Origin of the sequence: Psychrobium sp. MM17-31, assembly GCF_022347785.1 — a bacterium.
In the GTDB taxonomy this organism is placed as follows: Bacteria; Pseudomonadota; Gammaproteobacteria; order Enterobacterales; family Psychrobiaceae; genus Psychrobium.
The window spans coordinates 632,134-646,951 of record NZ_JAKRGA010000003.1 but is presented as its reverse complement, the minus strand read 5'-3'; the positions used below and the strand labels follow the sequence as shown (position 1 = coordinate 646,951).

Annotated in this window: 10 protein-coding genes; 9 read left to right on the top strand and 1 reads right to left on the bottom strand. The window is 43.1% G+C overall.

Translation table 11 applies throughout. The annotated features are described in order from the left end of the window. Nucleotides 1–3: 3 nt before the first annotated feature. Nucleotides 4–1,497 (bottom strand): histidine ammonia-lyase, encoded by a 1,494-nt coding sequence (hutH, locus tag MHM98_RS11675; protein WP_239439460.1) that lies wholly within the window; start codon nt 1,495–1,497, stop codon nt 4–6. 149 nt (nt 1,498–1,646) lie between these two features. On the opposite strand from hutH, the gene MHM98_RS11670 reads away from it, so the two are divergent. From MHM98_RS11670 to MHM98_RS11630, 9 genes are all read left to right on the top strand, one after another. Next, nucleotides 1,647–2,555 (top strand): LysR family transcriptional regulator, encoded by a 909-nt coding sequence (locus tag MHM98_RS11670; protein WP_239439459.1) that lies wholly within the window; start codon nt 1,647–1,649, stop codon nt 2,553–2,555. A 382-nt stretch (nt 2,556–2,937) separates the two neighbouring features. Beyond that, the gene (locus MHM98_RS11665; RefSeq protein ID WP_239439458.1) at nt 2,938–3,519 is read left to right on the top strand and encodes a hypothetical protein; all 582 of its coding nucleotides are present in this window, start codon (nt 2,938–2,940) and stop codon (nt 3,517–3,519) included. 86 nt (nt 3,520–3,605) lie between these two features. Next, nucleotides 3,606–4,283, top strand: coding sequence for a hypothetical protein (locus tag MHM98_RS11660; protein WP_239439456.1), 678 nt, complete (start codon nt 3,606–3,608; stop codon nt 4,281–4,283). A 172-nt stretch (nt 4,284–4,455) separates the two neighbouring features. Continuing rightward, a complete protein-coding gene (locus tag MHM98_RS11655) occupies nt 4,456–4,842 on the top strand; it encodes a hypothetical protein (RefSeq protein WP_239439454.1) in 387 nt (128 codons plus the stop codon). A 310-nt stretch (nt 4,843–5,152) separates the two neighbouring features. Continuing rightward, the gene (gene dnaK / locus MHM98_RS11650; protein WP_239439452.1) at nt 5,153–7,075 is read left to right on the top strand and encodes a molecular chaperone DnaK; all 1,923 of its coding nucleotides are present in this window, start codon (nt 5,153–5,155) and stop codon (nt 7,073–7,075) included. Between the two features lie 370 nt (nt 7,076–7,445). After that, complete coding sequence (gene dnaJ, locus MHM98_RS11645; RefSeq protein ID WP_239439451.1) at nt 7,446–8,573, top strand: molecular chaperone DnaJ; 1,128 nt, start codon at nt 7,446–7,448, stop codon at nt 8,571–8,573. A 24-nt stretch (nt 8,574–8,597) separates the two neighbouring features. Further along, nucleotides 8,598–9,410, top strand: a complete 813-nt coding sequence (locus MHM98_RS11640) for a M48 family metallopeptidase (protein ID WP_239439450.1) — start codon at nt 8,598–8,600, stop codon at nt 9,408–9,410. Between the two features lie 14 nt (nt 9,411–9,424). Next, on the top strand, nt 9,425–10,042 hold the full coding sequence (locus tag MHM98_RS11635; protein WP_239439449.1) for an FKBP-type peptidyl-prolyl cis-trans isomerase: 618 nt from the start codon (nt 9,425–9,427) through the stop codon (nt 10,040–10,042). Between the two features lie 290 nt (nt 10,043–10,332). Continuing rightward, nucleotides 10,333–14,499, top strand: coding sequence for an ExeM/NucH family extracellular endonuclease (locus tag MHM98_RS11630; protein ID WP_239439448.1), 4,167 nt, complete (start codon nt 10,333–10,335; stop codon nt 14,497–14,499). The last annotated feature ends 319 nt before the right edge of the window (nt 14,500–14,818 follow it).

Below are 14,818 nucleotides of genomic sequence, written 5' to 3'. Positions count from 1 at the left end.
TCCTTATTTAACCGTGAACGCTTGTGATTTAACCAGTGCAATAATAGCGTCGATATCTGGTTTTAGTAGACGATCTTCTTCAAGCTTGGCAACTTTACTACGGATTAACGCGTGGTTTTGTTCAATAATTTCAGAACAGGTATTCGGGCGTCTAAAATCAACCGCTTGTGCGGCATACATTAATTCAATCGCGAAAATCTTCTCTAGGTTACCCAAGATTTGATTGAATTTACGGCTTGAGATACTGCCCATAGACACGTGATCTTCTTGACCCATCGACGTTGGCACACTGTCAGCCGACGGTGGGAAACACAATGATTTGTTTTCAGTCACTAGCGCAGCAGTGGCGTATTGCGGGATCATCATGCCCGAGTTTAAACCGCCAGAAGTGGTTAATAAACGCGGTAAGCCGTGTAGGCCTTCAAGCAGTAAATAACAACGACGATCTGAAATATTACCAAGTTCGGCCGCTGCAATAGAGGCGTAGTCAAGTACCATCGCCAGTGGCTGACCGTGGAAACTACCACCAGAGATCGCTTCTTCACTGCTGATAACGATTGGGTTATCAGTCACCGAGTTCATTTCCATCTCAGTCAGCTCTAACAAGTGATTGTAGGCGTTGCGAGACGCGCCGTGCACCTGTGGAATACAGCGAAGTGAATAAGGATCTTGTACGCGATCACAGTCGGTGTGTGAATTCATGTTTTGCGAGTCTTTAAAGAAACTGCGCATACGAGCTGCCACTTTGATGTTACCCGGGAAAGGACGGGTAGCGTGTAGCTCTTCTCTAAATGGTTGTTGGCTACCTTGCATACCTTCGATGCTCATCGCGCCAGTTAAATCCGCTAAATCAAGTAGGTAGCGCATTTTTGTTAGGCCAGTGATGGCATGCGATAAGATAAATTGCGTACCGTTGATCAGCGCTAAACCTTCTTTGGCGTGCAGCTCCATCGGCTCAAGATTGTGCTCTTTAAGCGCCTGCGCTGCTGGCACAATCTCATCACCTTGCCAGAACTCACCCTCACCAAGTAATGGTAGGAATAGGTGAGATAGCGGTGCTAAATCGCCTGATGCTCCAACAGAACCTTGCTCTGGTACTACAGGAATTAAATCGAGCTCCAAGAATTTGAGCATGCGCTCAACAGTTTCTAAACGAATGCCTGAGAAACCTTGGCTTAGGGCGTGAACCTTGGTGATAAGCATTAATTTAGAAATTGATTTAGCAATCGGCTCACCAACACCAACGGCGTGGGTAATTAATAAGTTTTTTTGTAAAAGATTGGTTTCTTCTGGGGTGATTTGCGTATCACACAGTGGGCCAAAGCCTGTGTTGATACCGTATACGGCTTCGTCCGACGCCGCCATTTTTTCAACGCGGCCGCGACTAATGTTGATTTTTTCGATAGCCTCCGCGCTAAGATGCGCTTCAATTGTGCCATCGGCGATACCATTCACGATATCCAAATTAAGGTGGTCAATACCATAGTTAAACGTCATGTTGATGCTCCTAAACGCTTATTATTTTTATAAATCTCATAAATTATGCGAGTAGTGTAACTTGTGGTTAATGTTTTGTAGTTGCATAATTACCGTCGTTTATTCCTGTTTTACCGAACTAATGTTCTGGTTTTATAAAGAGACGATTAATGCAAGTACATGACGTTGATTTACGCCTATTAAGAGTTTTCGTTGCCATTGTTGAATCTGGCGGTTTGTCGGCAGCAGAATCGCGCCTCAATATTGGGCGCTCAACCATTAGCGCCCATTTATCTGACTTGGAAGTGCGCCTTGGCGTCAAGCTGTGCAAGCGAGGCAGAAGTGGCTTTGAACTCACCGACACTGGTCGCGTGACATATCAAGCATCGCTTGAACTAATGCAGCAGTGTGAGGCTTTTACCGCTACAGTCGCCAGCGCCAAAAACGAATTATCTGGCCGCGCTAGTATTTCCATTATCGATACCTTGGTTAATGACGAGCGCTGCGGACTCTCACGTGCTATTGCTGGCTTAAAAGCGCGAGGCAATAACTTGCAGTTTGATATTAACGTGTGTGAAGCGCGTGAAGTTGAAACCGCCGTCGCCAATGGCCGCTCCTTAGTTGGCATTGGGGTGAGCCGCCACCAATTACGTGGCTTGGACTACACGCCACTTTATAATGAAACCAACTATCTCTACTGCGCCGTCGGTCACCCGCTGTTTGATGCTAAAACAGCTGACATCAATCAATTGCTAGAAAGCTCAGAAGTCATCACTAGTAACTACATGCGCGATAAAGAAGTACGCAACGATGGTCTTAACTATCAAAACAGCGCCACCGCTTACCACGACGAAGGCATCGCTCACTTGATTTTATCGGGCGCCTTTATCGGCTATCTCCCCGAACATTTCGCCAGTTATTGGGTAGACAAAGGATTGATGAAACCGATCTTACCCAAGAAGTATTCGTACGAAATTCCAGTGATGTTGATATCGAGTAAAAACAACGCAGCTTCACCGCTGGCTAATGCGATTATGGAAGAGGTGAGATTGTGTCATGGAGTGGGGGAGGTTGGTTAGTTATTAGTCACGATAAAGCTGATTAAATGTACTGTTATAATGACGTAGCGTGGAAAATTGGAGTTTATGCGTGGAAAGCGTGCATGGGGATGCATGCTTTTAACAGAGAGTTACTTGTATCTAATTGATTTTATATATTAAAAACTTTTGGTCTTGCGTCATACATTACACGCACTTGCAATGTATGACGCAATGCCCGTATTTATACAAAATACCTGAACGAAAAGTGATGTATTAATATAACCTAACCAATTGACAAATATTATATTTATTACTACTGTGACAGCTTATTTTAAATTAATCATCCGGTATTATCACGGATGCTAGTTAATATACTGTTAGCTGCTTCATCAATAAACATTATGCTCAGCGAGAGGAAGTAATGGGGATTCAGAGACAAGATACACTTATACATTGGAATTATTTTCTAGCCATTGAAGAAGAGTTGGAGAAAATTTCAAAGTATGTTGATTTCTCAGGTAATGATGAAGTTTACTCTATAGAAATTGCGAGGTTATTTCTAAGTGCTTGCTCTGAAGTTGATGTGATTTTGAAACAGCTTTGCAAAAGCTTAAATCCTCAATCTAACGCTTCTTCCATTAATGCTTATTTTACAGAAATTTCTAATAGCCTTAATGGATTTAAAGGCTTTGAAGTAACAATTCCAAGGCTAGGCTTAACATTGGCCCCTTGGAAAGATTGGGCTGATAACAGTCCACCATTTTGGTGGCAGCATCACAACAAAGTAAAGCACCATCGTCACGAGCATTTTGAAAAGGCAAATCTGAAAAACTGTCTTAATTCAGTTGCCGGTTTATATATTGCTGTTCTGTACCTATATCAGCAACATGCAGCGAATGGTGAACTATTACAATTGCCGAAGTTGCTGAATGTTGGCGAAGCATATTTTGGTGGCGTTGGCATAGGCAGGCACGGTCACTATTTTAATTACAATTTGTGGTAACCAAAAGCTAACAAGCAAATCCTGATGACGCCTACGGCGCACCTGATTTGGGCGTTAGCTTCACAGATAAACAATGGAGTGTACAAATGAATGGTAATTCACCATTTGGAATCATCCTCTTCACTATTGGGGGATTTGTCGGTGGTATTTTCGCTTTCTTTTACTTCAAATTAAGAAAGCCTGATTATGATAGTGGAAGCCTCCATAGGAAGCTTTTCGTCGAATTATTTCATGCTGTCTGGATAACATTTGCCCTATTTATTGGCTCCTTTGCTGGAGTCATTCTTTATTCGGCCTTGGGTTTTGAGGCATTCCCATTTGATAACGTATTTCCATATGCACTCAATTTTTTCATTGACTCCTATGTTGCTTTGGCATGGCTGGTTATCTCCGATCACTATTTCAAACAGAGGAGCTTTAAATCGAGGCTAATTGCATGGGGGGGACTGTTCGTTTTGTTCTGCTTCCTAAACAGGATCGCGCCAATAATTATTGGTGTTCAACCATATATGGAAGTTAACCCCCTGCACGCATTTTTTCATGCTCTAATAACGACACCTTTCGAAGTTTGGAATGCTGTCATAGGAGCATGTCAAATAGTAATGGAACCAGTCTATTACCTCCGCAGTACATTTTTAAATTGTGGTGGTAACCAATACATTTTAGTAACAGAATTTCCAAAGTGGTCTGTTTTATTTCTTAGTATTGCCACTATTGCTACCTCCGGAAAAATGTTTAGCGATCCTCAGGAAGGTGGCAGATAACAAACGCATCAAGTTGCCCCCTGAAAAGGGGGGGGCTGGGACACTAAAACTACGCGGCGATTAGTTTGGTGCTTCGGCCAAGTTTAACCAATCGTCGCTTAAGTTTTTACTGCCCTTTATGTGGGCGTTATAACACTTTATATATTACCAACACCAAGGAACCCATCTCGTTATGGAAAACAACCAACCTCAAAAATCTCAATTCTTTTTAATCGTTTGTGCAGTCGCGACTTTATTAAGCTTCTTTAGCTTTGGTGCACTGAGCTTATTTGTGCTTTTCATCGCTTTGTTTATTGAACACGGTTACACGCAAAACAAATTAAATAGGGCGGTTAAAGTAGCGATTACTGTTCATTTATTGGTTATCGCATTCTTTGTTTCAAAGCTGTTTATGATTCACAGCAGTGGTGTGCAAGCGGATTCTATTTTCCAGATTATTCTCACACATTGGGTGCTAGATTATTTATCGGAATTAGCAGTGAGTGTGTATTTGTTGTTTCATTTGATTAAATCTGAGCGAGATTCTGCTAAGGCGGTGTCTGCTTCTAGTGCAAGTTAAGGAGGAATGAAAACTCAACATTTCAATTGCGCTAAATACTTACGTCAATAGACCTAACTGTTGATTAGTTTCCGTGTTTTTAGTGTCTTAATTATGTCGCTTTAAGGCACTAAAACTAAAAACCACAAAAAAAGTGAACTTTTTTTAATTTTTCCCCTTGGCATTTAAAAACCTATCCCCATATTAAGTTTTAAGTTACAAACGCAGTGTAAAAATCGGCTTGAAACTTAGTCCGTAACTAGGCAGTTGATATTAGCGTTTTTATTTAATTTTTAGTCATTGTATTGGCATTTTTTTGGAGAATACCCCGATGGGCAAAATTATCGGTATCGATCTAGGTACAACTAACTCTTGTGTTGCAGTATTAGACGGCGAAAAAACTCGCATTATTGAGAACGCAGAAGGCGATCGTACAACCCCTTCGATTATCGCTTACACTGAAGGTGAAGTATTAGTTGGTGCACCAGCTAAGCGTCAAGCGGTAACTAATCCACACAATACTCTTTTTGCTATCAAGCGTTTAATCGGTCGTCGTTTCGAAGACGAAGTTGTACAACGCGATGTTAAAATCATGCCTTACAGCATTGTTAAAGCTGACAATGGTGATGCATGGGTTGAAGCACAAGACAAGAAAATGGCTCCGCCACAAATCTCTGCTGAAATCTTGAAGAAGATGAAGAAGACTGCTGAAGATTACTTAGGCGAAGACGTTACTGAAGCTGTAATCACAGTTCCGGCTTACTTTAACGATGCACAACGTCAAGCAACTAAAGATGCTGGTCGTATCGCAGGTTTAGAAGTTAAGCGTATCATCAATGAGCCAACAGCTGCTGCACTAGCTTACGGTATGGACAAGAAGTCTGGCGACAACGTTGTTGCTGTATATGACCTTGGTGGTGGTACTTTCGATATCTCTATCATCGAAATCGATGAGATGGATGGCGAGCACACATTTGAAGTATTAGCGACTAACGGTGACACGCACTTAGGTGGTGAAGATTTCGATAGCCGTTTAATCAACTACTTAGTAGAAGAGTTCAAGAAAGAGCAAGGTATCGACTTAAACAACGATCCACTAGCACTTCAACGTTTAAAAGAAGCTGCTGAAAAAGCAAAAATCGAGCTTTCTTCTGCACAACAAACTGAAGTTAACCTGCCGTACATCACTGCTGATGCAACAGGTCCTAAGCATTTAGCAATTAAAGTAACTCGCGCTAAATTAGAGTCTTTAGTTGAAGATTTAGTACAACGCACTCTAGAGCCACTAAAAGTTGCACTAGCAGATTCTGACCTAAGCATCTCTGACGTTAACGACGTTATCTTAGTTGGTGGTCAAACGCGTATGCCACTAGTTCAAGAGAAAGTAACAGAGTTCTTCGGTAAAGAGCCACGTAAAGACGTTAACCCTGATGAAGCAGTAGCTATGGGTGCTGCGGTACAAGGTGGTGTTCTTGCGGGTGACGTAACTGACGTTCTTCTACTTGACGTTACTCCATTATCTCTAGGTATCGAGACTATGGGCGGCGTGATGACTTCAGTTATCTCTAAGAACAGCACGATTCCTACTAAGCAATCTCAAACGTTCTCTACAGCTGAAGACAACCAATCTGCTGTAACTGTACACGTAGTACAAGGTGAGCGTAAGCGTGCGGCAGACAACAAATCACTAGGTCAATTCAACCTAGAAGGTATCCGCCCAGCAATGCGCGGTACTCCGCAAATCGAAGTTACTTTCGACATCGATGCTGACGGTATCTTACACGTATCTGCGAAAGATAAAGACACTGGTCAAGAGCAGAAGATCACTATCAAAGCATCTTCTGGTTTAGATGAAGCTGAAATCGAGAAAATGGTAGCAGACGCTGAAGCAAACGCGGCAGAAGATGCGAAGTTTGAAGAGTTAGTTCAAGCTCGTAACCAAGCTGACGGTATGGTTCACGCAACTCGTAAGCAAGTTGAAGAAGCTGGCGATGAGTTACCAGGCGAAGACAAAGAGAAGATCGAAGCAGCGCTTTCTGATTTAGAAACGGCTATCAAAGGCGAAGATAAAGAAGCAATCGAAGCTAAGACTCAGGCATTAATGGAAGCATCTGCTAAGTTAATGGAAATTGCTCAAGCTAAAGCACAAGCTGGTCAAGCAGCTGGTGGCGAAGCGCCAGAGCAACAAGCACAGCCACAAGACGATGTTGTTGACGCTGAGTTTGAAGAAGTTAAAGAAGACGACAAGAAGTAATACCAAATCTAATGAATATGGGGTTAATTTTGTAGTGAGGATAAATGAATTAGAGTAAGGCATTTATTTTGATGTGTAGCAGCGCTACATGAAAAATTAATAACGCAGCTCTGGTTCATTTAGACCATGAAAAATAAGCTAATATTTGTTGGAATTGGTATCCACCTTGTCGATACTCCTCACTAATTTAACAGTGGGGAGTTGATATGACGGGCGTTTTGGGTAACCTAACGCCCGTTATTCATAGAAGAGCAGAATCATTTCTACTGATTTTTACGGCAACTTAAATGCCAGTAGAAATAGTTTTATAAAAATATCATCAGCTAGTGATGACTAGTTGAATGAAGCAATAAGTGGAAAGCAAACAGCCATGTCAAAACGTGATTATTATGAAGTATTAGGCGTTGCTAAATCAGCAACAGACAGAGAGTTAAAGAAAGCCTATAAGCGTCTCGCAATGAAATTCCATCCGGATCGTAATCCAGATGATGAAAGTGCTGCTGAAAAGTTTAAAGAACTGCAAGAAGCTTACGATATTTTAAGTGACGACAATAAGCGTGCTGCTTATGATCAATACGGTCACGCGGGCGTTGATCCAAGTCGCGGTGGCGGCGGTGGCGCACAAGACTTTGGCGACATCTTCGGTGATATGTTTGGCGACATCTTTGGCGGCGGTGGCCGTGGTGGTCGTCAACGCGGTCCTGCACGTGGTGCAGATTTGCGTTACAACATGGAACTTACTCTTGAAGAAGCCGTTAAAGGTGTGACTAAAGACATTCAAGTGCCTTCATTACAAAGCTGTGATGAGTGTAATGGCTCTGGTGCTAAGAAGGGCACGTCTGCAACGACTTGTGGCACTTGTCATGGTCAAGGTCAAGTGCAAATGCGTCAAGGTTTCTTCGCGGTTCAGCAAGCCTGTCCGACGTGTCGTGGTAGCGGTAAAATTATTAAAGATCCTTGTCGTAAGTGTCACGGCGAAGGTCGTTACGAGAAGACTAAGACATTATCAGTTAAGATCCCTGCTGGTGTTGATACAGGCGATCGTATTCGCTTAAGTGGCGAGGGTGAAGCTGGTGAAGCTGGCGCGCCAAAAGGTGATTTATACGTACAGGTTCAAGTACGTGACCACAAGATTTTCGAGCGTGATGGCAACAACCTTTACTGTGAAGTGCCTGTAACATTTGCTGATGCAGCGCTTGGTGGCGAAATTGAAGTACCAACGCTAGATGGCAAAGTAAAACTTAAGGTGAGCGCTGAAACGCAAACTGGCCGTATGTATCGTCTGCGCGGTAAAGGTGTTAAATCAGTACGTAGTAACACTACTGGCGATTTAATGTGTAAAGTTGTTATTGAAACACCAGTGAAACTAACTGAGCATCAACGTAAACTATTAAAAGAATTTGACGCTGCGGTAAATGGCTCTTCACGTGAGCACAAACCAAAAGCCGATGGTTTCTTTGATGGCGTTAAGAAATTCTTTAACGATCTAAATAGTTAATCCAATTATAAAGAGGGATTTGTGATGAAAAAGACACTTCTTGCACTTGCTGCTTTTACGGTAGTAGCTGGTTGTCAGGTGACAAAGAGTCCAACAGGACGCACGCAAGCGTTGATGTATTCAAATGCTGATATGAGTACGCTTGGGGCACAGTCATTTGACGAAATGAAAAAGAAAGAAAAAATCGTCACCGATCCTCGTGTTAATAGCTACGTTGGTTGTATTGCTGATGCTATTACCGCCAATGTAGATGCTTCTTACGGTGTGAAAAGCTGGGAAGTGGTGGTGTTTGATTCACCGCAAATTAATGCATTTGCTTTACCTGGTGGCCACATTGGTGTTTACACCGGTTTGATGAAGGTGGCGACCACTGCTGATCAACTTGCTGCTGTTATGGGGCATGAAGTTGGCCACGTATTAGCAAATCATTCAAATGAGCGATTATCGCGTAATCAGTTAACCAACATGGGAATGCAGATTGCTGGCGGCGCTTTTGATTTGGCGGGGATTAATCCACAAGACAAGCAGCTGTATATGCAAGGCCTAGGATTAGGCGCGCAATACGGTGTTGCTATGCCATTTGGTCGTAAACAAGAAAGCGAGTCTGATGAAATTGGTCTCGATTTAATGGCTAAAGCGGGTTTTGAGCCGCAAGCGAGTGTTACTTTATGGCAAGCAATGGCTAAGGCGTCAGGTGGCAATCAGCCGATGGAATTTTTATCGACCCATCCGTCGAACGAGCGCCGTATTAAAGATTTAACTAAGAATATGAGCGCGGCTAACGCGTTATATAATCAAGCAGTCAGTGCGGGCAAACGTCCAAACTGCAAACTATAAAATAGAGATAAAATATGTCTGAATTTACAACTATTGAACAACGCGCAAGCTACGGCGTTGGCCGCAACATGGGCGAGCAACTAGCTGCTAACCCATTTGAAGGTATCGACATTTCTGCTGTTCAGCAAGGTCTTGCTGATGCTTTCGCTAAAGAAGCAAGCAAAGTAAGCGTTGATGACTTAAACGAAGCGTTTAAAGAAATCAACGAGCGCATGCAAGCCGCTGCTGCTGAGAAAGCAAAAGTTATGGCTGCTGAAGGCGAGAAGTACTTAGAAGAAAACGCTAAGCGCGAAGGCGTAACTGTTTTACCATCAGGCTTACAATTTGAAGTAATCACTGAAGGTGACGGCGAGAAACCAACAGCTGATTCTACTGTTCGTACTCACTACCACGGCACGCTAATCGACGGCACTGTATTTGACAGCTCTTACGATCGCGGTCAACCAGCTGAATTCCCAGTTGGCGGTGTTATCAAAGGTTGGACTGAAGCATTACAACTAATGTCAGTTGGCTCAAAATACAAGCTACACATCCCACACAACCTAGCTTACGGTGAGCAAGGTGCTGGCGGTGCAATCGCTCCATTTAGCGCATTAGTATTCGACGTTGAATTATTAGAAATCATTAGCTAATTTCGATTTTTAAACGTCTAGAAAGGAGCCAGTCGGCTCCTTTTTTTGTGCCCGATTTTAGTGTCTTTCCGCGTAGACTATATCTCTCATTTCGCCAGTAATTGGCGTTGCTAATTAGTAGATTTGCGATGCATGACTCAGTTCTAGTTATTAAAGATTTAAAGGGTTGAGCCTCCCCGCTTTGTGTGACAAATATCACACGCCTTCGTCAAAAAAATGTCACAGTCAAAATCTAATATGGTGAAGGCACAATCCAATGGAACTTGGTAAACAACCAAACGGGGATAATTATGAAGTTAAAATCTTTAGTGATCTTAGGTGGGCTATATAGCTCGCTAGTTCACGCAAATCAATTAACCATTGTCGGCGTTGTAGATGGCCCATTAAGCGGCGGCTTGCCTAAAGCTGTGGAACTACGAGTTGATACGCCTATTGAAAATTTAAGTGACTGCGGTATTGGCTTAGCGGTTAATGGCAAGACTGACGTGTCTCAGTCATTTAAGTTCGGCGAGAAGAGTGCGGACATTGGCACTTACGTTACAGTATCTATGGAATCAGCTGGCTTTGAGGAGTTTTTCGATATTTCGCCTGATTATGTTTATGGCGGGTTATCTATCAATGGCGATGATGGTATCCATGTTTTTTGTAACGGCGAAACAGTAGATACATTCGGTGTGCTCGGTGAAGATGGCTCTGGTACAGCTTGGGAATATAAAGACGGCTGGGCTTCTTTTCATGATGGCGGCCACGACGGGCCTGATTTTGACGTGGCTAACTGGCAATTTAGTGGACCAGGTGCATTAAATGGTGAAACTAAAAACTCTACGGCCGCTAATCCGTATCCAATTCGCAGCACTGGCGGCTCTGGTGGCGGCGGAGGCGGTGGTGAGCCAGCGTGTTTTAACTGTCCATCATTAGATAAAGTAGCCGATGCCGCTAACTTTAACGCCGTTAACTATTACCAAGCTGCGGTCGATGCGATTAATGCTGGTCAAAATAGTGAGCAAGTTAAGAACATTATTAGCGGAATAATTAGCGCCGATCATAAGGTGTTAACCTATTCAGAAGTGTGGACAGCACTGACTCATACGGATGAAGATCCTAATAATTCGGATAATGTCATTTTGTGGTACAAGGGAACATCGCTGGCTAAAAATCGCAATGGCAGTGGTAGTCAAAGCAGTAACCCTGATAATTGGAATCGCGAACACTCTTGGCCGAAAAGCCATGGCTTTAGCAGCCAATCAAATGAAGCTTATACCGATATCCATCATTTGCGTCCAACGGATATCTCGGTCAACGCTTCACGCGGTAATTTAGACTTTGACGACAGTGATAATCCGCTGCCGGAAGCGCCAGAAAATCGTTTAGACAATGATTCTTTTGAGCCACGCGATGACATTAAGGGCGATGTTGCGCGTATGATGTTTTATATGGATACGCGCTATCAAGGTTTAAGTGATACCACGCCAGATTTATCTTTAGTCGATCGCATTACCAGTGTCGGCGAGCCAAGTTTGGGTAAGTTATGTCGCTTAGTTGAATGGCACAACGAAGATCCGGTTGATGCGGCAGAAGAAGCTCGCCACGATGCAATTTATGAGTATCAAGGTAATCGAAACCCGTTCATCGATAATCCACAGTGGGTTGCGACAGTATTCGGCGATGCGTGTGACGGCTCTGGGGGTGGAGGCGGTGGCAACGGCGATACGCCTAAGCTGCTTATTTCTGAATATATTGAAGGTAGTTCGAGTAACAAGGCCATCGAGATTTATAATCTTGGCGATCAAACTGTCGATTTAAGTGCGAGTAACGTGAGCTTAAATCTGTTTTCTAACGGTAGCGATACTATTTCTAGTGCAATAAGCTTAACTGGAACCATTGCTGCCAATAGTACTTTTGTTGTCGTTAACAATAGTGCTGAAGATAGTTTGAAAGCCTTGGCGGATATGACGTCTAATAGCTTGGGCCACAATGGTGATGACGCATATACCCTGTCGGTAGATGGCGTAGTGGTTGATACTTTTGGCCAAGTCGGCGTCGACCCTGGTAACAACTGGGGGACAGATGATACTGCAACGAAAGATCGTTCATTAGTGCGTAAGGCGTCAGTAATTTCTGGCGATACTGTATCGAATGATGAGTTTGAGCCAAGCGCTGAATGGGTGGGTTTTCCAAAGGACACCTTTAGCAATCTAGGCAGTCATGAGATTGATGACGAAGAGCCAAGTGGTTTTGGTCAATGTGGCGATGAACGCACACTAATCAGTGCTATTCAAGGCAGCGGTGCTAGCTCTCCGATGGTTAATGAAACTGTCATTGTAGAGGCTGTGGTTACTCAGGTTACTTCAGGTTTGGGTGGTTTCTTTATTCAGCAAGTTAATGATGATCAAGATAATAACCCGCAAACCTCAGAAGGACTCTTTGTATTTAGTGATCATACTGTTGAAGCGGGTCAAGTGCTACGCATGCAAGGTGAGGTGTCTGAATTTTTCGGCAAGACACAATTACGTGTTTCAGAGGCACCATTACATTGTGGTAGTGATACGGTTGCACCCGTCTCTATTGCGCTGCCGTTTGAATCAACCGAAGCTGCTGAAGCATGGGAAGGCATGTTAGTGACTTTCGATAATGCGTTAACAGTTTCGAGTAACTTTGATTTAGCGCGTTATGGTGAAGTGACGTTATCTAGTAAACGTTTGTTTAATCCAACCAATGTGTTTGCACCTAATTCTGTTCAGGCTTTGGCATTGGCAGATGAAAATGAGCGTAATCAGTTGCTTCTCGATGATGGAATGAACGGGCGTAATCCTAGTGATGTCATCTATCCAACCGGTGGTTTAGATGCACAAAACACACTGCGTAATGGTGATTTAGTAACATCGTTAGTCGGCAGCTTGGACTACTCGTTTGGTAGCTACCGTTTAATTCCATCAGCAGCGCCGCATTTTGAGCACGTCAATCAACGTCCAGTAATGGCTGAGCAAAACGATAATCAAGTTACTGTTGCTAGTTTTAACGTTCTCAACCTGTTTAACGGCGACGGAGAGGGCGGTGGTTTCCCGACTAGCCGCGGTGCCGATAATAGCGAAGAGTATCAACGTCAGCTTGATAAGGTCGTTGCTGCTATTGAATTACTTAACGCCGATATCATCGGTTTGATGGAAATCGAAAATGATGGTGTTGATAGTAATAGCGCGGTGAGCCAATTAGTTGCTGCGTTAAATGCAAATATGGGCGAGGGCACTTATGATTTCGTTAACGCAGGCGGGTTAGTTGGCGATGATGAAATCAGCGTTGCTATGTTATATAAGCCTGCTCGTGTTAGCTTAGTTGGCGATGCTAAGGTTAATAACAATAGCATTTTCGATCGTGCACCTTTAGCACAAGCATTTAGCTTTGGCGACGAGAAGCCGTTTGCCGTTGTTGTGAACCACTTTAAGTCTAAAGGTAGCTGTAGCCGTGCATCTGGTCTCGATGAAGATCAAGGAGATGGCCAAGGCTGTTTTAATGATCGTCGTGTCAAACAAGCTAATGCGTTAAATGCGTGGTTAAACTCACTTGATGGTTTTGCTGATGTCCCTGCACAGCTGATTATTGGTGACCTAAACGCTTATGCGAAAGAAGATCCAATTACAGCACTTGAAAATGCAGGTTTTGCTAATTTAATGGATAACGAAGAGGCCTCAGGTTATTCATTTATGTTTGATGGTAAAGCTGGCTATTTAGACCATGCGATGGCTAGTGAGCTAATGGCTGATGCCGTAACTAGTTCGGTATTTGTGGCGATTAATGCCGATGAGCCACGAGCGTTAGATTACAATCTTGAAGATAAATCTGACACGCAACAAACAACGTTCTATCAAGCGGATGCGTATCGCAGTTCAGATCACGACCCTGTATTAGTGACTCTTGAGTTCGCACCGACGCCTACTAAAGAAGTCGCTATCGATCGTGTTAAGCACCTTATTAAAGATCATCAAAAGGCGCTTAAACAACGACTGGCGTTATGGCGCAAAGATGTAGCGCTATATCAAGAGCGTTTATTGCGTTTGGCAGCTGAGATCCGCAGTTTAGATCCCATTGCTGATGCTGAGTTAATTAGTGAAAAACGCGCTGAAATTGCAATGCTTGAGGTTAAGCATAGCCTTTATAGTAATTATGTTGCCGCGTTAGACGCTGCACTGGGTAATTCTAAGCAACGAGTTGTCAACATTGAACAAGGCGCAAACTTAGCGCTGATTCAAACAACCGTAGAATCACATCTCAAGTCGTTCAAATCCAAGATACGAAATCGCAATAAAGTGGGTAATCGTTTGGAAAAACGTGCGAGAAAAGCAGAGCGCCAAGGAAATAAAAAACGAGCAAGAGAGCAGCGTAAACGAGCTCGCTCTCATAAGGCAACCGCACAAGCGTATAGATATTTATTCAATATAGCTAACGCTTATAAGCTATAAGTCAATCTGTTAATCAAAGGCAAATAATGTAACGTTGTTTGCCTTTTTTTGTTTCAAATGTATGTGCAATAGGGGCGGTGTTGGTATTTGTGTTGCGATTGTATCTAATGTGTTTCATTTGTTTTTGTTATGTAATGATCTTTTTTTGAGCGGTCGAATGGCTTTTTGATGGGTTTTTATGCAGTTAAACTGCATGTTAATTATCTGTTGAAAATTAAGTTGCTGTTTTTACGTTATATCAATGTTTTATGTTTCATTGTTGTTAAAAGTGCTGCATTGCAGCTGCTAGACTGCGGTGATAGTTTCAGCAGCGGGAAAA

Excerpts from the sequence above, each read along its gene's own strand:
- MHM98_RS11660 (WP_239439456.1), top strand. The coding sequence starts at position 3,606 with ATGAATGGTAATTCACCATTTGGAATCATCCTCTTCACTATTGGGGGA.
- MHM98_RS11665 (WP_239439458.1), top strand. The coding sequence starts at position 2,938 with ATGGGGATTCAGAGACAAGATACACTTATACATTGGAATTATTTTCTA.
- MHM98_RS11670 (WP_239439459.1), top strand. The coding sequence starts at position 1,647 with ATGCAAGTACATGACGTTGATTTACGCCTATTAAGAGTTTTCGTTGCC.
- dnaK (WP_239439452.1), top strand. The coding sequence starts at position 5,153 with ATGGGCAAAATTATCGGTATCGATCTAGGTACAACTAACTCTTGTGTT.
- hutH (WP_239439460.1), bottom strand. The coding sequence starts at position 1,497 with ATGACGTTTAACTATGGTATTGACCACCTTAATTTGGATATCGTGAAT.
- dnaJ (WP_239439451.1), top strand. The coding sequence starts at position 7,446 with ATGTCAAAACGTGATTATTATGAAGTATTAGGCGTTGCTAAATCAGCA.
- MHM98_RS11630 (WP_239439448.1), top strand. The coding sequence starts at position 10,333 with ATGAAGTTAAAATCTTTAGTGATCTTAGGTGGGCTATATAGCTCGCTA.
- MHM98_RS11635 (WP_239439449.1), top strand. The coding sequence starts at position 9,425 with ATGTCTGAATTTACAACTATTGAACAACGCGCAAGCTACGGCGTTGGC.
- MHM98_RS11655 (WP_239439454.1), top strand. The coding sequence starts at position 4,456 with ATGGAAAACAACCAACCTCAAAAATCTCAATTCTTTTTAATCGTTTGT.
- MHM98_RS11640 (WP_239439450.1), top strand. The coding sequence starts at position 8,598 with ATGAAAAAGACACTTCTTGCACTTGCTGCTTTTACGGTAGTAGCTGGT.